This is a genomic window from Arthrobacter sp. USHLN218 (assembly GCF_037144715.1).
Taxonomy (GTDB): Bacteria; Actinomycetota; Actinomycetes; order Actinomycetales; family Micrococcaceae; genus Crystallibacter.
On record NZ_JBBCYT010000002.1, the window covers coordinates 437,425 to 458,990 of the forward strand.

17 protein-coding genes are annotated in these 21,566 nt (G+C 68.5%); 11 read left to right on the plus strand and 6 right to left on the minus strand.

Translation table 11 applies throughout. The features are described 5' to 3' along the window. The first annotated feature begins 6 nt into the window (after nt 1–6). Nucleotides 7–606, plus strand: coding sequence for a maleylpyruvate isomerase N-terminal domain-containing protein (locus WFH44_RS05760; protein WP_336712410.1), 600 nt, complete (start codon nt 7–9; stop codon nt 604–606). 29 nt (nt 607–635) lie between these two features. On the opposite strand, the gene WFH44_RS05765 is transcribed toward WFH44_RS05760, so the two are convergent. Next, nucleotides 636–1,817, minus strand: a complete 1,182-nt coding sequence (locus WFH44_RS05765) for a sulfite oxidase (RefSeq protein ID WP_336712411.1) — start codon at nt 1,815–1,817, stop codon at nt 636–638. A gap of 31 nt (nt 1,818–1,848) precedes the next feature. Beyond that, on the minus strand, nt 1,849–2,559 hold the full coding sequence (locus WFH44_RS05770; RefSeq protein ID WP_336712413.1) for a Crp/Fnr family transcriptional regulator: 711 nt from the start codon (nt 2,557–2,559) through the stop codon (nt 1,849–1,851). Between the two features lie 159 nt (nt 2,560–2,718). Here WFH44_RS05770 and WFH44_RS05775 point away from each other — a divergent pair, with 159 nt between their 5' ends. Beyond that, the gene (locus WFH44_RS05775) at nt 2,719–3,096 is read left to right on the plus strand and encodes a VOC family protein (RefSeq protein WP_336712415.1); all 378 of its coding nucleotides are present in this window, start codon (nt 2,719–2,721) and stop codon (nt 3,094–3,096) included. A gap of 85 nt (nt 3,097–3,181) precedes the next feature. Here WFH44_RS05775 and WFH44_RS05780 read toward each other — a convergent pair whose 3' ends face one another. The 4 genes from WFH44_RS05780 to WFH44_RS05795 all read right to left on the minus strand — a co-directional run bounded on the left by WFH44_RS05780 (nt 3,182) and on the right by WFH44_RS05795 (nt 6,979). Further along, on the minus strand, nt 3,182–3,940 hold the full coding sequence (locus tag WFH44_RS05780; protein ID WP_336712417.1) for an iron ABC transporter ATP-binding protein: 759 nt from the start codon (nt 3,938–3,940) through the stop codon (nt 3,182–3,184). After that, the gene (locus WFH44_RS05785; RefSeq protein WP_336712419.1) at nt 3,937–4,962 is read right to left on the minus strand and encodes an iron chelate uptake ABC transporter family permease subunit; all 1,026 of its coding nucleotides are present in this window, start codon (nt 4,960–4,962) and stop codon (nt 3,937–3,939) included. Before WFH44_RS05785 ends, WFH44_RS05780 begins: the two co-directional genes overlap by 4 nt. Continuing rightward, nucleotides 4,946–5,890 (minus strand): ABC transporter permease, encoded by a 945-nt coding sequence (locus WFH44_RS05790; protein ID WP_442892882.1) that lies wholly within the window; start codon nt 5,888–5,890, stop codon nt 4,946–4,948. Before WFH44_RS05790 ends, WFH44_RS05785 begins: the two co-directional genes overlap by 17 nt. Nucleotides 5,891–6,034: 144 nt before the next feature. Then, nucleotides 6,035–6,979, minus strand: coding sequence for a siderophore ABC transporter substrate-binding protein (locus WFH44_RS05795; protein ID WP_336712422.1), 945 nt, complete (start codon nt 6,977–6,979; stop codon nt 6,035–6,037). A 475-nt stretch (nt 6,980–7,454) separates the two neighbouring features. Here WFH44_RS05795 and groES point away from each other — a divergent pair, with 475 nt between their 5' ends. The 9 genes from groES (at nt 7,455) to WFH44_RS05840 (ending at nt 21,560) form a co-directional block, all read left to right on the plus strand. Continuing rightward, nucleotides 7,455–7,751, plus strand: a complete 297-nt coding sequence (groES, locus tag WFH44_RS05800) for a co-chaperone GroES (RefSeq protein ID WP_262105701.1) — start codon at nt 7,455–7,457, stop codon at nt 7,749–7,751. A gap of 58 nt (nt 7,752–7,809) precedes the next feature. Next, complete coding sequence (gene groL, locus WFH44_RS05805) at nt 7,810–9,417, plus strand: chaperonin GroEL (RefSeq protein WP_336712423.1); 1,608 nt, start codon at nt 7,810–7,812, stop codon at nt 9,415–9,417. 239 nt (nt 9,418–9,656) lie between these two features. Further along, the gene (gene guaB / locus WFH44_RS05810; protein WP_336712424.1) at nt 9,657–11,162 is read left to right on the plus strand and encodes an IMP dehydrogenase; all 1,506 of its coding nucleotides are present in this window, start codon (nt 9,657–9,659) and stop codon (nt 11,160–11,162) included. 96 nt (nt 11,163–11,258) lie between these two features. Further along, nucleotides 11,259–12,398 (plus strand): GuaB3 family IMP dehydrogenase-related protein, encoded by a 1,140-nt coding sequence (locus tag WFH44_RS05815; protein WP_336712425.1) that lies wholly within the window; start codon nt 11,259–11,261, stop codon nt 12,396–12,398. A gap of 18 nt (nt 12,399–12,416) precedes the next feature. Further along, nucleotides 12,417–14,144, plus strand: coding sequence for a glycerol-3-phosphate dehydrogenase/oxidase (locus WFH44_RS05820; protein ID WP_336712426.1), 1,728 nt, complete (start codon nt 12,417–12,419; stop codon nt 14,142–14,144). A gap of 50 nt (nt 14,145–14,194) precedes the next feature. Continuing rightward, nucleotides 14,195–15,055 carry an SURF1 family protein gene (locus WFH44_RS05825; protein ID WP_336712428.1) on the plus strand — a complete coding sequence of 287 codons (861 nt, stop codon included), beginning with the start codon at nt 14,195–14,197 and terminating at the stop codon, nt 15,053–15,055. After that, the gene (locus WFH44_RS05830) at nt 15,052–15,558 is read left to right on the plus strand and encodes a DUF3817 domain-containing protein (protein WP_336712429.1); all 507 of its coding nucleotides are present in this window, start codon (nt 15,052–15,054) and stop codon (nt 15,556–15,558) included. The genes WFH44_RS05825 and WFH44_RS05830 overlap by 4 nt, the downstream gene beginning before the upstream one ends. A gap of 115 nt (nt 15,559–15,673) precedes the next feature. Further along, the gene (guaA, locus tag WFH44_RS05835; protein ID WP_336712430.1) at nt 15,674–17,266 is read left to right on the plus strand and encodes a glutamine-hydrolyzing GMP synthase; all 1,593 of its coding nucleotides are present in this window, start codon (nt 15,674–15,676) and stop codon (nt 17,264–17,266) included. A 139-nt stretch (nt 17,267–17,405) separates the two neighbouring features. After that, complete coding sequence (locus WFH44_RS05840; RefSeq protein ID WP_336712432.1) at nt 17,406–21,560, plus strand: DUF4011 domain-containing protein; 4,155 nt, start codon at nt 17,406–17,408, stop codon at nt 21,558–21,560. Nucleotides 21,561–21,566 lie beyond the last annotated feature (6 nt).

Here is a 21,566-nt window from a genome sequence, read left to right on the forward strand (position 1 = left end):
GGCCTCATGATTCCTGGGGCAGCAACATATTTGGCGGCCGGCCGGCACTTCCGCGGAGTATTGGCGCAGGTCCCGCCGGACGGCTGGGAGAAGCCTGGGCTGGGGGAGTGGAGCGTCCGGACCCTGGCCGGCCATACCAGCCGGGCGCTGGTGACCGTGCTGACCTACCTGCAGCGGCCCGCGGAGAGGATCGATATCGCGTCGCCGGCCGCGTACTTCGTCGGACAGGATTTCAGCTCTTCGCCGGGCGTGACCAACCGCGCCGTCGCGGCCGGACAGGGTCTGGGGCATGCACCGGTGGAGGCGGTGGACCGGCTCCTCGTGCAGGCCGGGCAGATCATTCCCGCGGCCGAAGACCGGGTCATCGAAACCATCGCGGGCGGGATGCGCCTGCGCGACTACCTGCCGACGCGGATCTTCGAACTGGCGGTGCACAGCGTCGACCTCGCCGCCGCCTGCGGCATTCCGACGTCGCTGCCGGCCGACGTCGAACTCTGCGCCGCGAAGCTCGCCGTCGAGATCGCGGTCGCCCGCGGCGACGGCAGCAGGCTGCTCTCCGCCCTCACCGGGCGAACGGCCCTGCCCGCCGGGTTCTCCGTGGTGTAGGAGCGAGCCCGGGGCAGTGAACGGACGTCCTAGGGGAAGGCGATGCCGTCGGCCAGGCTGGGCCGGACCGTGACCTCGATCCGCTGCACCGCGTTGTTGCCCATGCCCTGGTAGTTCCACTCCTGCTCAAGGGGCTGGATGTTCCCGGCCGTGTCCTCGGCCCGGCACATCAGTTCGTGGGTCCCCTCGGAGGCGACCCAGGGGAAGGTCCAGCGCCGCCACGCGTACCGGCCCACCGCCGGTTCCAGGTGCGCCCGGAACCACGCGCCGTCGATCCCGACCGAGACGGCCGTGACCGCGCCGTGCCCGGACCAGGCCCGTCCCTCCAGGACGGCCGGTCCGGCAGCGAGGACACGGCGCCGGGTGGCGAAGTCCGCCTCACCCGGCGGGACCATCAGGGCCCGCACCCGGATACGCGAGACCCGCGTTCCCGGATCCTCCGCGTCCTGCTGGAACCGGTACGCGACGCTCTGCTGGAAGCCCTCGAACGGCGTCGTTACTGCCTCGATGCTGCGCAGCCACTTGACGCTGGTCATCCCGTACCAGCCCGGCACGAGCAGCCGAAGCGGGAAACCGTGCTGCGGCATCAGCGGCTGGCCGTTCATTTCGTAGGCCAGGAGCACATCGTCCGACGCCGCGACCTCCACCGGAAGGCTCCGGGCGTAGGCCTGCTCGACGCCGCCCTGGTAGCCGCGGTCCTCGCCGGTGAAGACGAGTTCCACCGCGCCCGGTTCCAGCCCGGCTTCCGCCAGCAGGCCGGACAGCGGCGTGCCGGTCCAGACCGCGTTGCTCACGCCGCCCAGGACCCACGGCTGGCTCACCGGCCGCGGCTTCAGCAGCGAGCGGCCGTTGCCCGCGCACTCCAGCGTCACGTCCAGCGTCCGCGCTTCCCTGGCGCGCAGATCCCCTAGGCTCAGTTGCAGTTCGCGGTGCACCGCGCCGTGCAGCCGCAGCGACCAGGTTTCCGGGTCGACCGCCGGGACGTCCCAGTGGATGACCAGGTAGTGCATGCCCGCCGGCGTGGCGTACCAGCGGAGCATCTCCAGCGGCATGGCGTGGTTCCGCGATGCCAGCAGGAGTTCATCCTCGGTGATCAGGCCGGTGCTCGGCTCTGCCGGATGCGGCGAGGCCGCCTTCTCCTGGGCCGGCCGTGCCTGCGCCCGATCTGCCTGCCCGGGATGGCGCCCGGAACGTACTGCAGTCTTTTTCATGCCTACAGTGTCGTCCCGCCGCCGCGGACGGTCAGGAACCTGTGTTCCACCTGCTCAGTTCCATCAGCCGCTCCGGTGCCAGCAGGACGATCCGGTCCCGTTCAGTCCGCACCGTCTGCTCCTGCCGGAACTCGCGCAGGACCCGCACGATCACCTCCCGCGCGGTCCCCGCGGCCTCGGCCAGCCCGCGCTGGCCAGTGGTCACCACCAGTTCGTGGCCCGGCCCGGCGGGTTCGGGATGCGCCAGGTCCAGCAGGTGGCGGGCGACGCGCTGCCGCACCGATGTGAAGGCCGTCCCGGCGATTTCCGCCATGAACTGCAGGGCGCGCTCGCTGAGTTCCTGCAGCAGCGCCTCGGCCACATGGCCGTCCTGCCGGGCGGCGGCGCGGACGACGGCGGGGGAGAGCCGGTGCACCTCCAGCTCGGTGAGTGCCAAAACCGTCGCCGGCATGATGAAGCCGTCGGTAAAGAGGGAAACCACGCCGACCAGGGCGCCGGTCCGGCAGTAGCGGACCGTGGCGGTCCGCCCGTTCGGTGCCGTGACGAAGACCTTGGCCAGGCCGGAGACGACCAGTTCCAGATGGGCCATCGGGTCGCCCTCGTGGTGCGTGACCGATCCGGCGGGAACCACCGCCGCGGCGCTGCCGGCCATGACGCGCGCGAGCGATTCCTGCGGCAGCGGCGCCAGGTGCGAGGCGGCAAGGGCCAGTTCCAGGTCCGTTCTTGGGACTGACGCATTCATCGCAGGCCTCCGGTCCGCCGCTTCCTGGCGCCTTCTCCCATGGTAGGACGGCGGCCCGGAGCGGGCGACGCCGCCGAGCCTGCCGGCTCTGGCCCGGGACCGCGGAGCGTGCCAAGGTGGAAGGAGCCAGGCGGTTGGCAGGATACGGAGGGGATTCCCATGTTTGCAGCAGCGCGTGCCATGAGCGGCTTCAGCGTCAACGACATCGCGGCAGCCAAGGCGTTCTACGGCGACGTCCTGGGGCTGGACGTGAACGACGGCGAAATGGGCACCTTGCGCCTCACCCTGCCGGGAGGCGCGGAGGTGCTGGTCTACCCCAAGGACACCCACGAGCCGGCTAGCTTCACCATCCTGAACTTCCTGGTCGACGACGTGGACGCAGCCGTCGAGGAGCTGAACGGCAAGGGCGTGGCGACGAAGATCTACGACGACCCGCAGCTGCCCACGGACGCGAAGGGCATCATGCGCGGGAACGGGCCGGACATCGCCTGGTTCAAGGACCCTGCCGGCAACGTCCTCTCGGTGCTCAAGGCCTGAGGCGCGCGGGCCCGAGCCGGGCCGCGCAATGCGCAAAGGGTGCTGCCGGACGAAACCCGGCACACCGCCGTCGTACTGTGCCCGCTCAGGCGAAGTAGACGCCGATCCGGTTCCCGTCGATCTCCTCGATGCGGATGTCGATCTCGTACACGTCGCGCAGGACCTCGGGCTGCATGATCTGCGCCGGCGGCCCCTGGTGGATCAGCCGGCCCTGCCGCATGGCCACGATGCTGTCGGAGTAGCAGGAGGCGAAGTTGATGTCGTGGATGACCAGCACCACGGTCTTGCCCAGCTCATCCGCCAGCCGGCGCAGCAGCCGCATCATCTCCACCGAGTGCTTCATGTCCAGGTTGTTCAGCGGCTCGTCCAGCAGCAGGTAGTCCGTGTCCTGCGCCAGCACCATGGCGATGAACGCGCGCTGGCGCTGGCCGCCGGAGAGCTCATCGACGAACTTGTCCGCGAGGTCGCCCAGGTCCAGGTACTCCAGGGCCTGGTCGATGTGGACCTTGTCGGCGGCGGTGGGCCGGCCGTTGTTGTGCGGGAAGCGGCCGAAACCGACCAGGTCCCGCACGCTCAGGCGCACGGTGAGCTGGTTTTCCTGCCGGAGGATGGCCATCTTGCGCGCCAGCTGCCTGCTGTCGGTGGCGTTGACGTCCAGCCCGTCGATGCTGACGCTGCCGTTGTCCATGGGCAGCAGGCGGCTCATCATCGACAGGAGCGTGGACTTGCCCGCGCCGTTCGGTCCGATGATCGACGTGATGCCGCCGTCCTTGATGTAGCAGCTGACGCCGTCCACCACGGTCTGGCCGCCGTAGCGCTTGGAGACGTCGGAGACGTGGATCATTTGACGGAGCCTTTCAGCAGCAGGGCGATGAAGACGATGCCGCCCACGAATTCGATGACGATGCTCAGCGCGGTGTCGAAGGCGAAGACGCGCTCCAGCACCAGCTGGCCCCCGACCAGCGCGATGATGCCCAGCAGCACCGCGATCGGCAGCACGTAGGCGTGCCGGAAGTGGCTGCAGAGCTGGTAGGCCAGGCTGGCCACGAGCAGGCCGAAGAACGTGATCGGGCCGACCAGCGCGGTGGAGACCGCCACGAGCACGGCGCAGATGACCAGCACCGAGGTGACGGACCGCTTGTGGTCCACGCCGAGGTTCAGCGCCATGTCCCGGCCGAGCGAGAGCACGTCCAGCTGGTGTCGCATCCGCCAGGCCAGCCCGCTCACCGCGGCCACGGCCGCCACGGACACCAGCAGCAGGAGGCCGTCCACGTTGTTGAAGCTGGCGAAGAAGAGATCCTGCAGGATGATGAACTCGCTGGGATCGATCAGCCGCTGCAGCAGCGAGGAGATTCCGCGGAACATCACGCCGAACACGATGCCGACCAGCAGCATCAGGTGCAGGCTCTTGCCGCCGCCGGTGAACAGCCAGCGGTACAGCAGGAAGGAGAAGCCGACCATCAGCCCGACCTCGATCACGAACCGCACCGGAGCGCCGAGGCTCAGCAGCGCCTGGCCGCCGATGGCGAACGTCAGCGCGGTCTGGATCAGCATGTAGAGCGCGTCGAAGCCCATGATGGACGGAGTCAGGATCCGGTTGGACGTAACCGTCTGGAAGAGCACGGTGGAAACACCGACGGCGTACGCCACCAGCAGCATCGAGCCCACCTTGATCGCGCGGCGGGGGAGGATGTAGCCGATGTTGCCGCGCAGGTCGATCAGCATGAACGTCGCGACCAGCGCGGCGGCCAGCACGGAGAGCAGGATGATCCAGGTCTTCGGGCCCAGCGATTTCAGCGGCCGGCGGGTGTGCTGGGTGAGGGCGGCGGGAAGCTGCGTGCTAGCTGTATTACCCACGGAGTTCACGCTTGCGCAGCAGGAGGCAGAGGAAAAGGACGCTGCCGATCGCGGAGACCACCACGCCGACCGGAATCTCGTACGGGAAGCGGATGGTCCGGCCGATGATGTCGCAGGCGAGGACGAAGCCGGCGCCGAACACCGCGACCCACGGCACCGAGCGGCGCACGTTGTCGCCGAAGGCCAGGGATACCAGGTTCGGGACGATGAGGCCCAGGAACGGAATGCTGCCAATGGAAACAACGACGACGGCACTGATCAGGGAGACGATCACGAGTCCCGTCATCATCACCTTGTTGTAGTCCATTCCCAGGTTCGTGGAGAACTCCTGGCCCATGCCGGCCATGGTGAAGCGGTCGGCGCACAGGTACCCCACGACCGTCAGCACGGCCACGATCCAGAGCAGCTCGTAGCGGCCGCGCAGCACGCCGGAGAAGTCGCCGATCATCCAGCTGTTGAGGGTCTGGAGCAGGTCGAAACGGTAGGCGAAGAAGGTGGTGACCGAGGCGATCACGCCGCCCAGCATGATGCCCACGAGGGGCACCAAAAGGGTGTTGCGCAGCGGGATCCGGCGCAGCACCAGCAGGAAGAGGCCCGTGCCCAGGGCGGCGAACACGGCGGCGACCGACATCTTGGTCAGCAGCGCGGCACCGGGGACAGCGACGGTGACGACCAGGATGCCCAGCGACGCCGACTCCACCGTCCCCACGGTCGAGGGCTCGACGAACTTGTTGCGGGCCATCAGCTGCATGATCAGGCCGGCCACGCTGAGGGCCATGCCGGCCAGGACCACGGAGATGGTGCGCGGTACGCGGCTGATCCAGAAGATGTCCCAGGCCGTCTGGTCGCCGGCCAGCAGGGCGGGCAGCGAGACGTCGGAGACGCCGACGAACATGCTGATAATGGCCAGCGCCGCAATCGCGGCGCCCGCGCCCATCAGCTGGCCGCCGCTGCCGCGGGGGCGCGTCGGGGTGGCCCGCTCGGCTGCTGCCGGGGCAATCGGGGTGATCGTTGAGGAAGCCATAGTCGCCTGCCAACGCCGCAGGGGCTCCTGTAACGGGGCCCCGGCGGCGGAAGCGTCCTACGCCGCGACGGCTTCCTGCACGGCGCCGATCATGGCGTCGACATTGTTCAGGCCGTAGCCCACCAGGTACCAGGAGCTCGAGTCGAGGTAGGTGATGCTGTCGTTCCTGGCGGCGTCCGTGCCGTTGACCAGCTCGTTGTCCAGCACGGCGGACGCGGCCTGCCCGGCCTCTCCGGTGGCGGCGTCGCGGTCGATGACGAACAGATGCGCCGGGTTCTTCTCGGCGATGTACTCGAAGGAGATGGCCTCGCCGTGCGTGCCCTCGGACTTGACGTCGGCCGCCGTCTTGACGCCCAGGACGTCATGGACCAGCCCGAAGCGGGAGCCGGCACCGTAGGCGGTCAGCTCGCCGCCGCTGGTCATCACGATCAGGCCGGTGCCCGCGCCGGCAGCGGATGCCTTGGTTTCCTCGATGCGGGCGTCGATGGCCGCCAGCTTCTTGTCGGCCTCGGCCTCCTTGCCGAAGATCCCTGCGAGGGTCTCGGTGTTCTTCTTGAACGACTCCAGCGGGTTGGCCATGTCGACGCTGACGTCGATGGTCGGGGCAATCTTGCTCAGCTCCGGGTAGGCCTCGGCGGTGCGGCCGGAGATGATGATCAGGTCCGGCGCGCCCTCGCTGATCGCTTCGAAATCGGGCTCCTTCATGGAACCGATCTTGGTGACGGAGTCCTCGCCGTACTTGGTGAGGGACTTGGGCAGGACGGCCTGCGGAACGCCGTCGACCTCGACGCCGAGGGCATCGAGGGTGTCGAGTGCACCCAGATCGAAGGTGTAGACGGTCTCGGGGTTGGCCGGAACCTCGGTGGAACCCTGGGCGTGCTCGACGGTGACTGTTTCGCTCGCGGCGGCGGTGGCTCCGGGGTTCTGGCCGCACGCGCTCAGGGCCAGCAGGGATGCGGCGGCAGTGACCGCAAGCAGCCGGGACGTCAGGGTCGAGTTCATTTCAGGGCTCCAAATAAGGTCGGTCCGGAGGGCTCGGCGCCCATCCGGCAATAGGACACAAAATCGTTTGCTAATTGTGCGCGCATTTGCACCCTAGCGGTTAGGTTAGCCTTACCGCAAAACCGTGGGCGGTCGGGAGTCTCCCGGTGACGCGCGATGAGGGGAAGGCTGTTGTGCGTCTTATACGCGGGGCGGCCGGGAGGACCCGCCCCGATGCTCCTCCGCGGCGGTGGCGTGGCTGGATGCGGCAGGTCGGGAGCGCTTCCACGGCCTCCTGCACAGCGCGGCGGCGGCCGCATGGCACCCCGTTGGCACTCGCCTTGACCGAGTGCTAACTGTGCGAATAGAGTCAGCATTAGCACTCTCACCCTATGGGTGCCAACCTTTCAAGGAGCCTTCTGCCGGCACCGCGACGACGGTGGAAAAGTCCTTGGCCAACGTACCTATTCGTAGCTCATGCAAAGGAGAGAGCCGAGTGTCGGTCTCCATCAAGCCTCTTGAGGATCGTATTGTCGTCCAGCCGCTCGAAGCCGAGCAGACCACCGCTTCCGGCCTGGTCATCCCGGACACCGCCAAGGAAAAGCCGCAGGAAGGCAAGGTTGTCGCGGTTGGACCCGGCCGCGTTGACGACAACGGCAACCGCGTACCGGTCGACGTGACCGAAGGCGACGTCGTCATCTACTCCAAGTACGGTGGCACCGAAATCAAGCAGGGCGGCCAGGAATACCTGGTTCTGTCCGCGCGCGACGTCCTGGCGATCGTCGTCAAGTAAGTTTTCCGATGACCCCGGCCAGGCAACTGGCCGGGGTTTTCTCGATCAAGGAGATCACATGGCAAAGCAGCTGCAGTTCAACGACGCTGCCCGCAAAGCCCTGGAAGCCGGCGTTGACAAGCTGGCCGACACCGTCAAGGTGACCCTCGGCCCGCGCGGCCGCAACGTCGTGCTGGACAAGAAGTGGGGCGCCCCCACCATCACCAACGACGGCGTGACCATCGCCCGCGAAGTCGAGCTCGAGGATCCGTACGAGAACCTCGGCGCTCAGCTCGCGAAGGAAGTGGCTACCAAGACCAACGACGTCGCCGGCGACGGCACCACCACCGCCACGGTCCTGGCCCAGGCCCTCGTCAAGGAAGGCCTGCGCAACGTTGCCGCGGGCGCGGCCCCCGGCGCCCTGAAGAACGGCATCGAGATCGCCGTCGAGGCCGTTGCCGACCGCCTGCTGGAGAACGCCCGCGAGGTTGAGGGCAAGGTGGCCGAGGTTGCCACCATCTCGGCCCAGAGCCCGGAAATCGGCGAACTGCTGGCCAAGGCTTTCGAGCAGGTCGGCAAGGATGGCGTCATCACCATCGAAGAGGCCTCCGGCCTGCAGACCGAACTGGTCCTCACCGAGGGTATGCAGTTCGACAAGGGCTACCTCTCGCCGTACTTCGTCACGGACGCCGAGCGCCAGGAAGCCGTCCTCGAAGACGCGCTCATCCTGATCAACCAGGGCAAGATCTCCTCGGTGCAGGAATTCCTGCCGCTGCTGGAGAAGGCCCTGCAGGCCGGCAAGCCGCTGTTCATCATCGCCGAAGACATCGAAGGCGAAGCCCTGTCCACCCTCGTGGTGAACAAGATCCGCGGCACCCTGAACGTGGTCGCCGTGAAGGCCCCGGGCTTCGGCGACCGCCGCAAGGCCATGCTGCAGGACATCGCGACGCTCACCGGCGCGCAGGTTGTCTCCCCGGACCTGGGCCTCAAGCTGGACCAGGTCGGCCTGGAGGTGCTGGGTTCGGCCCGCCGGATCACCGTGACCAAGGACAACACCACCATCGTCGACGGAGCAGGCTCCGAGACGGACGTGGCCGACCGCGTGGCCCAGATCCGCGCCGAGGTTGAGCGCACCGACTCTGATTGGGACCGAGAGAAGCTGCAGGAGCGGCTGGCCAAGCTCGCCGGCGGCATCGGCGTGATCAAGGTCGGCGCCGCCACCGAGGTCGAGATGAAGGAAAAGAAGCACCGCATCGAGGACGCCGTGTCCTCCACCCGCGCTGCTCTGGAGGAGGGCATCGTGGCCGGCGGCGGAACCGCCCTCGTCCACGCTTCCCAGGCCCTGGATACGGACCCGAAGGTCCTCGCCCTCGAAGGCGACGCCGCGACCGCCGTCGGACTGGTCCGCCGCGCACTCGTCCAGCCGCTGCGCTGGATCGCGGAGAACGCCGGCTACGAAGGCTACGTCGTGGTCTCCAAGGTGGGCGAGCTCGAGGTCAACAAGGGCTTCAACGCGGCCACGGGAGAGTACGAAGACCTGGTCGACGCCGGCGTCATCGACCCCGTCAAGGTGACCCGCTCGGCACTGCGCAATGCAGCGTCGATCGCGGCCCTGGTGCTCACCACCGAAACCCTCGTTGCGGAAAAGCCCGCCGACGAGGATGAGCACGCCGGCCACAGCCACTAGGCACGGGCGTTTCGGACGTTTCGAAACACAGGGGAGGGGATCCGGCTTCGGCCGGGTCCCCTCCGGCTGTTTTGCCGGGCAGGACCGGCGGCGGCGGGTAACGTCGGCCACATATCCGTCCGCTTGAAATAGAGCGGGGTCGTGAATGGTTCTAGGATGTATCTACACACCCAAACCATCCCGGCTGCTGCCTCCGTTCGAGATTCCCGCTGCGCCGGCGTGTCGCGAAAGGCCCGAGAGTGTCTGAAGAATTCAACCCGTTTGCCTTTGAGGGCCTGACTTACGACGACGTCCTGCTGCTCCCCGGCCCGACGGACGTCATCCCGTCCGAAGCCGACACCAGTTCCCGGCTGTCCAAGCGCATCACCGTGCAGACGCCGCTGCTGTCCGCCGCCATGGATACCGTGACCGAGTCCCGCATGGCCATCGCCATGGCGCGCCAGGGCGGGTTGGGCGTGATCCACCGCAACCTCTCCATCCAGGACCAGGCCGAGCACGTCGACCGGGTCAAGCGCAGCGAATCCGGCATGATCACCAATCCGGTAACCATCGCGCCCGAGGCCACGCTGGCCGAACTGGACGACCTGTGCCGCAACTACCGCGTCTCGGGCCTGCCCGTGGTGGACCCCAACGGGAAGCTGTTGGGCATCTGCACCAACCGCGATACCCGCTTCGTGCCGAAGGCCGACTACGACACGGTCAAGGTCGACGAGGTCATGAGCCGCATGCCGCTGATCACCGGACATGTGGGCATCAGCCGCCCCGAGGTCATCGACCTCCTCGGCAAGAACCGCATCGAGAAGCTTCCCCTCGTCGATGACGAGGGGATCCTCCGCGGGCTGATCACCGTCAAGGACTTCGACAAGGCGGAGCAGTACCCGCTCGCGACCAAGGACGAGGAAGGCCGCCTGCGCGTCGGCGCGGCCATCGGCTTCTTCGGCGACGGCTACGAGCGCGGCATGACCATGATTGACGCCGGCGCCGACGTGCTCGTGGTGGACACGGCCAACGGCCACAGCAACGGCGTGCTGGACATGATCGCGCGGCTCAAGAAGGACCCGGCGGCGGCGCACGTGGATATCATCGGCGGCCAGGCGGCGACCCGCGAGGGCGCCCAGGCCCTGATCGACGCCGGCGCGGACGCCATCAAGGTCGGCGTGGGCCCCGGCTCCATCTGCACCACCCGCGTCGTGGCAGGCGTCGGCGTCCCCCAGGTCACCGCGATCTATGAGTCCGCCAAGGCCGCGATCCCCGCCGGCGTGCCCCTCATCGCCGACGGCGGCCTGCAGTACTCCGGCGACATCGGCAAGGCCCTCGTGGCCGGAGCCGACACCGTGATGCTCGGCTCCCTGCTGGCCGGTGCCGCCGAAAGCCCGGGGGACCTGGTCTTCATCAACGGCAAGCAGTTCAAGGCGTACCGCGGCATGGGTTCGCTCGGCGCCATGCAGACCCGCGGCAAGAACACTTCCTACTCGAAGGACCGCTACTTCCAGGCGGACGTGCCGGACGACGAGAAGCTCATCCCCGAAGGCATCGAAGGCCAGGTGCCCTACCGCGGCCCGCTTTCCGCCGTCGCTCACCAGCTGGTCGGCGGCCTGCGCCAGACGATGTTCTACACCGGCGCCCGCACCATCGAAGAGCTCAAGGCCAAGGGCAAGTTCGTGCGGATCACCTCCGCCGGGCTCAAGGAGTCCCACCCGCACGACATCATGATCACGGCCGAGGCGCCCAACTACCGGCGCTGACCGAACCACCCGCCGCGGCCGTTAACGCCCGGGCCGCCTGTCCACATCCGCACCGGCCGGCGGGGCGGACGTGCGCCGGTGGGATAACCTAGAGCCGTGACTTACGAGATTGAAATTGGCCGTGGCAAGCGTGGGCGTCGTGCCTACTCCCTCGACGATGTAGCGATTGTCCCGTCCCGCCGGACCCGGGACCCCAAGGACGTCTCGGTCAAGTGGCAGATCGACGCCTACGAGTTCGAGATGCCCGTCCTGGCTGCCCCGATGGACTCCGTGATGTCCCCGGCCACAGCCATTGCGATGGGCCGGCTGGGCGGCCTCGGGGTGCTGAACCTGGAGGGGTTGTGGACGCGGTACGAGGACCCGCAGCCGCTGTTCGAGGAAATCGCCGGCCTCAGCGAGGACAACTTCAGCCCGGCCGCGACCGAGCGGATGCAGGAAATCTACAACGCCCCGATCCAGCCCGAGCTGATCACGTCGCGGCTGGCCGAGATCCGGGAAGCCGGCGTCACGGTGGCCGGTTCGCTCACGCCGCAGCGCACCCAGGAGTTCTACAAGACCGTCCTCGCCGCCGGCGTCGACATCTTCGTCATCCGCGGCACCACCGTTTCCGCGGAGCACGTCTCGCGCGAACATGAACCCCTGAACCTGAAGCAGTTCATCTACGAGCTGGACGTCCCGGTCATCGTCGGCGGCGCCGCCGGCTACACCCCGGCGCTGCACCTGATGCGGACCGGCGCGGCCGGCGTGCTGGTCGGTTTCGGCGGCGGGGCAACAACGACGACGAGGCGCGCCTTGGGCATCCACTCGCCGCTGGCGTCGGCAATTTCGGATGTGGCTGCGGCGCGCCGGGACTACATGGACGAGTCCGGCGGACGGTACGTGCATGTGATTGCCGACGGCGGACTGGGCAGCAGCGGGGACATCATCAAGGCCGTCGCGATGGGCGCGGACGCCGTCATGCTCGGCGCCGCGCTGGCCCGGGCGGAAGAGGCGCCGGGCCATGGCTGGCACTGGGGCCAGGAAGCCCACCACCACGAACTTCCGCGCGGCGACCGCGTGCGGATCGGCACGGTCGGTCCGCTGGAGGAAGTGCTCTACGGGCCCTCGCACCACACCAACGGAACCTCCAACATTATCGGCGCACTGCGCCGCTCGATGGCTACCACGGGCTACTCTGACCTGAAGGAATTCCAGCGGTGCGAGGTCGTCCTGGCGCCGTACCAGATCAACGACTGAGCCTCGAAAGGACCTACCGTGAGCACGCCCGCCGCCCTCAGCCCGGAGAGCCGCGGCGAGGCGCTGTCCGCGCTCCGGGCCACCGGAACCAGCGGACGTGAACTCGACGTCCTGATCGTCGGCGGCGGCGTGGTCGGCGCCGGAGCCGCGCTGGACGCGGTCACGCGCGGCCTGGACGTCGGCATCGTCGAGGCCCGGGACTGGGCCTCGGGCACGTCCTCGCGCTCGTCCAAACTGATCCATGGCGGCCTGCGCTATCTGGAGATGCTGGATTTCGGGCTGGTCCGCGAGGCGCTGCAGGAACGCGGCCTGCTGCTGCAGCGGATCGCCCCGCACCTGGTCAGGCCCGTCCCCTTCCTGTACCCGCTGACCAAACGCTTCGTCGAGCGCCCCTACGTCGCCGCCGGCGTCGCACTCTACGACGCCCTCTCGGTAGCGACCGGCCAGGGCAGGGGAGTGCCCTTCCACAAGCACCTCTCCCGGCACGGGACCCTGCGGGCGGCCCCCAGCCTGAAGAAGGAGTCCCTGGTCGGCTCGATCCGCTACTACGACGCCCAGGTGGACGACGCCCGCCTGGTCGTGAACCTGGTCCGGACGGCGGCCGACTACGGCGCCCACGCGGCCAACCGGCTGAAGGTCATCAAGTTCCTGCGCGAAGGCGAACGGGTGGTCGGCGCCCGCGTGCAGGACCAGGACGACGGCGCGGAGTTCGACATCCGGGCCCGGCAGATCGTCAATGCCACCGGGGTGTGGACCGACGAGACGCAGGCCATGGTCACGGACCGCGGCCAGTTGAAGGTCCGAGCCTCCAAGGGCATCCACCTGGTCGTCCCGCGCGACCGGTTCCAGTCCACGGTCGGCCTGATCCTGCGCACCGAGAAGTCCGTGCTCTTCGTCATCCCATGGGGACGGCACTGGATCATCGGCACCACGGACACCGAGTGGAACCTGGACAAGGCCCATCCAGCGGCGACGTCGAAGGACATCGACTACCTGCTGGACCACGTGAACCAGGTCCTGACCACGCCGCTCACCCGCGAGGACGTCGAAGGGGTCTACGCCGGCCTGCGCCCGCTGCTGGCGGGGGAGAGCGATTCGACGGCGAAGCTGTCCCGCGAGCACGTGGTGGCGCATCCGGTACCCGGCCTGGTGGTCGTTGCCGGCGGCAAGTACACCACCTATCGCGTGATGGCCAGGGACGCGGTGGACGAAGCGGTCAGGGCGCTGGACGAACGCGTCCCGCCCAGCTGCACGGAGAGCGTGCCGCTGCTGGGCGCCCCGGGCTTCAAGGCGAAATGGAACAAGCGCAGCCGCCTGGCCGCGCGGGCCGGCGTGCACGTGGCCCGGGTGGAGCACCTGCTCAACCGCTACGGCTCGCTCGCCGAGGAAGTCCTGGCCCTCATAGCCGCGGACCCGCAGCTGGCCGAGCCGCTGCCGGGAGCGGACGACTACCTGCACGCAGAGGTCGCCTACGCCGTCACCCACGAGGGCGCACGCCACGTCGACGACGTCCTGACCCGCCGCACCCGGATTTCGATCGAGGCCTGGGACCGCGGCGTCTCCGCGGCTCCCGTGGTGGCCGGGCTGATGGCGCCGCTGCTGGGCTGGCCGGACGAGCAGCGGGACCGCGAGACGAAGTACTACCTGGCGCGCGTCGATGCCGAGCGGCTGAGCCAGGAGCAGCCCGATGACGCCGCCGCGGACACCGCCCGGATGGCCGTGGAGGACATCGTCCCGCTGGGCTGAGCCGGCCTGCGGATTCGGTTTTCTACAACGGGACGAAGTAGGGTTAATGGGTGTTGAAAACTGCCCTCAAGCCCCGCTGGATAGCGGCGCTGGTGCTGGCGCTGGCCGTCGCAACGGTCTTCGTGCTCCTGAGCCAGTGGCAGTTTTCCGCCTCCAAAAGCGATGCTCCGCCGCCGACGTCGCAGACGGAAACGGTCCGTCCGCTGACTGAGGCCTTCAAGCCGGGCGTGCCGATGCTGGCCACAGAGGCGGACCAGATGGTGACCTTCGACGGCCGGTTCGACCCGGCACACCAGGTCCTGGTGCATGACCGCCTGAACGAGGGCGACAAGGGCTATTGGGTGGTGACCGGCTTTGCGGTGGCGGACGCACCCAAGCTGGACGGCGAAGCGGTGATGATCCCCGTGGTCCGCGGCTGGGTCGCCGATCCGGCCGACGCCGCCTCCGCACCGGAAGGCGATGCGACCGTCGTCGGACGCCTGCTGCCCAGCGAAGCCCCCGAAGCCGAACACCCGGTCCCGGGCCAGGTGCCCACGCTGTCCGTGGCCCAGCTGATCAACCTGTGGGACATGCCGTCCTACTCCGCGTTCGTCACCGCCACCGACCTGACCGTGGGCGGCGAGGATCTCGGTGACGGGACCGCCGGCACGCAGATGCGCGGCGTCGTCGTCGGCGCCCAGCCGCAGGAGACCCCGGTCAACTGGATGAACGTGTTCTACGCCGTCGAATGGGTCGTCTTCGCCGGTTTCGCCATCTTCCTCTGGTGGCGCCTGGTGGCCGATGACTACCGGCGCACGCTCGAGGACCAGGAATTCGCCGCAGCCGAGGCCCGGTACCAGGCCGGCCAGGACGTCGGCGGTACGCAGGACGGTGCACCAAACGGTGCGCCAAGGAACGAGGTATCCCCGTGACAGATAATCCCAACCCGCAGCCCCAGCAGACCGGCCAGCGCCCCGAACGGCCGGTCAAGCGCCGCTACGGCGGCACGCACGCGCAGATCCGCTCGGCCCTGACCTTCTACAAGGTGACCTCGTGGATCACCGGCGTGATGCTGCTGCTGCTCTGCGTCGAGATGATCCTGCGCTACGGGTTCAACCTCTTCCTCTTCGCCGGCGGCACCAACACGGTGACCGGCGAGCCGTTCGGCTTCGGTTTGGCCCAGGCCGAGCCCGCCGCGGTGGACGGCGGCGTGAACCTTTCGATCGCCGTGCTGATCGCGCACGGCTGGCTGTACGTGCTCTACCTGATCGCCGACTTCCGGCTGTGGTCGCTGATGCGCTGGCCGTTCACGCGGTTCATCCTGATCGCGCTCGGCGGCGTGATTCCGTTGCTGTCCGTCATCCTGGAGAAGAAGGTCCACCGCGAGGTCGAAGAGGACCTGGCCGCCCATCCGGAAGCCGCCAAGCGCTACTGAGCCGGCATCTGGGGGAGGGACACTAACGACGGCGGTCTGCGGCCGCCGTCGTTGGCGTTTCCGCTGGCGGGGAGCCGATGTGCGCCCGGCTGCACGCGGCGACTATCCTAGGTGGGTGACTAATCCTCCCCCCGCCGCCGCCACGGACCACCGGCCGGTACTCGTCGTTGACTATGGGGCCCAGTACGCGCAGCTGATCGCGCGCCGCGTACGTGAGGCCAACGTGTACTCGGAAGTCGTCCCGCACACCTACACCACCGAGCAGCTGCTGGCTAAGAACCCGGCTGCCATCATCCTCTCCGGCGGGCCGTCCAGCGTCTACGCCGAAGGCGCCCCCGCGGTAGAGCCGCAGCTGTTCCAGGCCGGCGTGCCGGTCTTCGGGATCTGCTATGGCTTCCAGGCCATGGCGAACGCTCTGGGCGGCACGGTCGCGAAGACCGGGCTGCGCGAGTACGGCGCCACGAACGCCACGACGGTCGGCACGGCCCGCTCCATCCTCGCGGGCATGCCGGAAACCCAGATCACCTGGATGAGCCACGGCGACTCGGTGCACGAGGCTCCGGAAGGCTTCGAGGTCCTGGCCAGCACGGCCGGCGCTCCGGTGGCTGCCTTCGCCAACGAAGAGAAGGCCCTCTACGGCGTCCAGTGGCACCCCGAGGTGAAGCATTCCGACCTCGGCCAGCAGGTCCTCGAGAACTTCCTGTTCAAGGGCGCCGGCATCACGCCGGATTGGACCACCGGGAACATCGTCGAGGAGCAGGTGGAGCGCATCCGCGCCCAGGTCGGCAGCTCCCGCGTGATCTGCGGCCTGTCCGGCGGCGTCGATTCCGCCGTGGCGGCGGCGCTGGTCCAGCGTGCGGTCGGCGAGCAGCTGACCTGTGTGTTCGTGGACCACGGACTGCTGCGCGAGGGCGAGGCAGAGCAGGTGGAGCGGGACTTCGTGGCCGCCACCGGCGTCAAGCTGTACGTGGCCAACGAGCAGGAGCGCTTCCTGAAGGCGCTGGCCGGCGTCAGCGATCCGGAGACCAAGCGCAAGATCATCGGCCGCGAATTCATCCGCGCCTTCGAAGAGGCCGAGCGGGCCATCATCTCGGAAGCCGCGGCCGAGGGCGAGAGCATCGAATTCCTGGTCCAGGGGACGCTGTACCCGGACGTCGTGGAATCCGGCGGCGGCGAAGGCGCGGCCAACATCAAGAGCCACCACAACGTCGGCGGCCTGCCCGAGGACCTGCGCTTCGAACTGGTGGAGCCGCTGCGCAACCTGTTCAAGGACGAGGTCCGCGCCGTCGGTGCCCAGCTGGGCCTGCCGGCCGAGATGGTCGGCCGCCAGCCGTTCCCCGGTCCCGGACTCGGCATCCGCATCGTCGGCGAGGTGAACGCCGAACGCCTCGAGCTGCTCCGCAAGGCGGACGCGATCGCCCGCGCCGAACTCACGGCCGCCGGGCTGGACAACGAGGTGTGGCAGATGCCGGTCGTGCTGCTGGCCGACGTCCGCAGCGTCGGCGTGCAGGGAGACGGCCGCACTTACGGCCACCCGATCGTGCTCCGGCCGGTCTCCAGCGAGGACGCGATGACGGCGGACTGGTCCCGCCTGCCGTACGACCTCCTGGCCCGCATCTCCAACCGCATTACCAACGAAGTCGAGGGCGTCAACCGGGTCGTGCTGGATGTAACCAGCAAGCCGCCGGGAACCATCGAGTGGGAGTAGGCCTCCTCAGCGGGTGGCCGCAGCACGAACAGCGCCGGGTGCGTGATCCACGGGTAATTTGCCCCGGCCAGTGTTGCGGTCACCCGTTTCCGTCTATGAATCGGATAGCTTGAGTGGCATGCCGATTTGGTCCAGGCTTATGTCCCAGAGTGAAGAGAAGAAGGTAGCCGTGTCCCGCAACCGCGCTGTCGAAGCGGACGAGGATATCCTGACCCACTGGCTGCAGCAGTTGGGGCAGCACGCGGGAACGGACACTCTGCTGTACTACGCGCCGACCCCGGCCAACAGCATCGATCTGACCCACGCGCACCCCTCCGGCCTGGCGCAGCTGCTGACCGGCCGCCGCACCCGGATCTCCACGCTGCTGCGCGACCCGGCGCATTACGGCGCCGCCATGAAGACGGCGCGCGCGCTTCGGGCGAAGATCTTCGAGCTCGGGAATGACCGCGGGATCGACGTGGGTTACCTGGCCGCAGGCACGGCCTCCTGGCGGGTCCCGGACGTTGGACGGTCAGAAGCACTGTACGCGCCGGTGATGCTGATCCCCATCGCCCTGACGGTCCGGCCGAGCCAGGATGATTACGAACTCCAGCTGATGGACCAGGCCAGGCTGAACCCGGCGATGGTCCGGCACCTGCGGCACGAACAGGGCATCGATATCGACCCTGATGCCGTGGCCCGGCTCGCCTACAGCACGGCCCGCTTCGACCCGCACCCTGTGCTGGACCGGCTGCGCGCGCTGACCGAGGACGTCCGCAGCATGACGATCGAGCACCACCTGCTCGTCTCGACGTTCGCCGACGTTGCCCACACCGCCGCCCATGCCACGGTCGAGCCCGACCATCCCGTGCTGAACGCGCTCATGGCCGCCGAGATGGATCCCGAAACCGAGGTGCAGATCCCGGTGCCGGAAACCGGCCTGCCTCCGCTGGATGAGCGGGCACCGCAGGACGAGTTCCTCGTGCTGGACGCCGATTCGGCCCAGCAGGATGTCCTGGACCTGGTACAGGAAGGCCACTCGCTGGTGGTCTCCGCCCCACCGGGCACCGGCCAGACCCAGACGGCGCTCAACGCGGCGGCGCTGCTTGCCTACGAGGGCAAATCCGTGCTGGTGGTCGCTGAACGCAGGGCCACGCTGAACCAGTTTGCCAAACAGCTGGACGACCTGAAGCTCGGCTCCATGGTGCTGCAGCTGAATCCGAACCTCACCGGACAGCAGCTCAAGGACCAGTTGGTCCGCGCCATCATTCGGAACGAAAAGGCCGCCGCGCCCCAGCTGGAGAAGCTGCACAGCACTCTGGCCGGTCACCGCCACCAGCTGCAGGACCACGTCAAGTCGCTGCACAACGTCCGCAAGCGCTGGAACTGTTCGCCGTACCAGGCCATGCAGTCGCTGGCCAAGCTGACCTCCCTCGAGCCGGCTCCCGCCACCACCGTGCGGCTGAAGCGCTCCGTCCTGGACAGCATCACGGACCGCGCCGAGCTGACGGGTCGGCTGGGCCGGGCTGCCGAACTGGGCAGCTTCAGTAAGGCGTCCACGACGAGCCCGTGGTTCGGCGCCAAGCTGCACAACAGGAAGGAAACCGAGGACGCCCACGAGCTGGCCGCCGGCCTCGCCCGGGACCTGCCGGAGCTGCGCAGCCAGATGGAGCGCGCGGCCGAGCACTCCAGGATCACCCTCGGCGTCACCTTCCGCGAGTGGGGCGAGCAGCTCCTGCTGCTGGTTTCCGTCCGCAGTAGCCTGGACAAGTTCACCCCGGACATTTTCGACCGGCCGGTCACAGACCTGATTTCCGCGACGGCGCCCTCCGGCTGGAGGCGGGAACGCGGCATCGAGATGAGCTCGATGACCCGCTCCAGGCTTCGCCGGGTCGCGAAGGAATACGTGCGGCCGGGCGTCCATATCGCCGATCTCCACGAATCCCTGGTGGAGGTCCAGGAACAGCGGACGCAGTGGACCGACTACGCCACCACGCAGCGCCATCCGTCCGTGCCCTCGGGGCTGGCCGAGCTGAACGGCTTCTACCTTGACGTGCGCCAGCGGCTCGGCAAGCTCGGCTCCGTCCTGGCCGAGCCGGCGGACGGCGCCCGGCTGATGGACCTGGAACTGGGCGAACTCGCCAGCCACCTCGAGTCCCTAGCGGCCGACCGCGAGACGCTCGTGCATCTGCCCGAACGCACGCTGCTGCTCGAGCAGATGCGTGAGCAGGGCCTGGGCGAGCTGCTCGATGACCTGGCCGAACGCGAGGTTGGTGCGGCCGCGGTGGGAGCGGAGCTGGATCTGGCCTGGTGGCAGTCCGCCCTGGAAGCCATGATCAGCGGCGACGACTACCTGGCTATGTCGGACGGCGACAACCTGCGGAAGCTCGAAGCGGTCTACCGGCTGGCCGACAACGCCCACATCGCCTCGGGCCCCGCAAGGCTGCGCTGGGAACTCGTACAGAACTGGCGGGACGCCATCAAGAGCAAGCCCAAGACGGCCGAACGGCTGCGGGAACTGCTCAAGTCCGGCGACCCCACCCTGTCGGCCTTGAACGACCAGTCGGGCTCCCTGTTGACGACCCTGGTGCCAGTGTGGGCGGCCTCGCCGCTCGTGCTGCCGGCAGTACTGCCCGCCGGCCAGCGGTTCGACGCCGTGATCATCCTCGATGCCGAGGCGACCAGCCTGCAGTCGGCCGTTGGGGCCATCTGCCGGGCCCCGCAGATCATCGCCTTCGGCGACGGGCAGCTCGGCACCGCCGAACCATTCGAAGTCAACGTGGACCGCCGGCAAGCCACGGGCAGCGCTGAACAGCCGGAGCCGTTGATCAGCGCGTTCCACGCGCTGGAACGGGTCCTGCCGGTGCTTCCGCTGACCACGGCCTACCGCGCGGTGGACCTGGCCCTGGCGGAGTCCCTGAGCGACAGCTTCTACGGCGGTTCCCTGACCCGGCTCCCGTCGGCCGCCGAAATGACCGGCGGCGGAGGGCTGACGGTCGAGTACCTGCCGGACGGAACGGGCCTGCCCGGGGCCGGTCACGAGGGGGTCGAAAGCGTCCCGGCCGAAATCAGCCGCGTCGTCGACATGGTTTTCGAACATGCCCGGCTGCGGCCGGCCAGGTCCCTCGCCGTCGTCACCGCCACGCTGCGGCACGCCGCTCGGATCGGCGAAGCGATCCGGCTCCAGCTGCCCAACCATCCGGATGCGGCGGAGTTCTTCCAGAGGGCGGATGAGTCGTTCCGAGTGGTTCCGGTGGAACGTGCCTCCGGCCTGGTCCGCGACGACATCATTTTCTCCCTTGGCTACGGCAGGACGCCCCATGGCCGCGCGGTGCACAACTTCGGGCCGCTGTCCGAGCCCGACGGCCGGAACCGGTTCGCCATGGCAATGACGCGTGCGCGGCACAACCTGCGCGTGCTCACCTGCTTCCGCCCCGAGGACCTCGATGCAGACCGGCTCAGCCACGGCGCGGCCGACTTCCTCGAGCTGATCAGCAGGGCAATGCTGCCCGGGTACGGGCAGAAACAGCGGTTCGCGGCCGGGATCGAGGATCCGCTGGTGGCAGACCTCGTGGAGCGCATCCGCAGCCACGGCGCCCGGGTGAAGGACCACTACCACGGCGTGCTGGACATCGTCGCGGCTGCCGATCCGGACCACGTTGACGGCGACCGGGATCCCGGGCTGCCCGTGGCGCTCGAGTCGGACGGCACGGAGCGATACTTGAACATGACCGTGCGCGAGCGGAGCCGACTCCGTCCGCAGCAGCTCGAACGGTTGGGCTGGCGCCCCCTGACGCTGTGGACGATCGAGGTCTTCACGGATCCGAACCAGTGCGCCCGGCTGATCGGAGGATACTTGGGACTGAGGGAACCGGACGAGGCCAAGTCCGGACGCAACATTCCGGCAGGGGGCCCGCGTGACGACGAAGCGCCGCAGCGTCCGTCTGCCGCCGCCGGCAGGGACGAAGAAGCGCGTGGGCTCGACGAGGCGGCGAAGGACGCTGCCGCGGCATCCGAAGACGGGGCCGAGCCCGCAGCCGGTGGAACACCCTCCGGTGCTGACGGTGCCGATGACGTTGACGGTGCCGATGACGTTGACGGCGCCGAGGGCGTGGACCCGGCTGCCGAGGGCGGCGACGCGGTCGAGGCCAGCAGTGACGAAGCGTCCGACGAGCGGGAAACGCTGACCCGCAAGGCACTGCGCGAACGCGCCATCCCCGCGAAGGCCGCCGAAGACGACCCCCGTTCGTGGGGCGAGCGGGAGCCGGACCGGGATGCGTGGCTGAAGGAGCAGCGGCCTCCGCACTGGGGCTGAGCCTTG

Coding starts and splice junctions, on each gene's coding strand:
- WFH44_RS05760 (WP_336712410.1), top strand. CDS start 7: ATGATTCCTGGGGCAGCAACATATTTGGCGGCCGGCCGGCACTTCCGC.
- WFH44_RS05765 (WP_336712411.1), bottom strand. CDS start 1,817: ATGAAAAAGACTGCAGTACGTTCCGGGCGCCATCCCGGGCAGGCAGAT.
- WFH44_RS05770 (WP_336712413.1), bottom strand. CDS start 2,559: ATGAATGCGTCAGTCCCAAGAACGGACCTGGAACTGGCCCTTGCCGCC.
- WFH44_RS05775 (WP_336712415.1), top strand. CDS start 2,719: ATGTTTGCAGCAGCGCGTGCCATGAGCGGCTTCAGCGTCAACGACATC.
- WFH44_RS05780 (WP_336712417.1), bottom strand. CDS start 3,940: ATGATCCACGTCTCCGACGTCTCCAAGCGCTACGGCGGCCAGACCGTG.
- WFH44_RS05790 (WP_442892882.1), bottom strand. CDS start 5,890: ATGGGCGCGGGCGCCGCGATTGCGGCGCTGGCCATTATCAGCATGTTC.
- WFH44_RS05795 (WP_336712422.1), bottom strand. CDS start 6,979: ATGAACTCGACCCTGACGTCCCGGCTGCTTGCGGTCACTGCCGCCGCA.
- groL (WP_336712423.1), top strand. CDS start 7,810: ATGGCAAAGCAGCTGCAGTTCAACGACGCTGCCCGCAAAGCCCTGGAA.
- WFH44_RS05840 (WP_336712432.1), top strand. CDS start 17,406: ATGTCCCAGAGTGAAGAGAAGAAGGTAGCCGTGTCCCGCAACCGCGCT.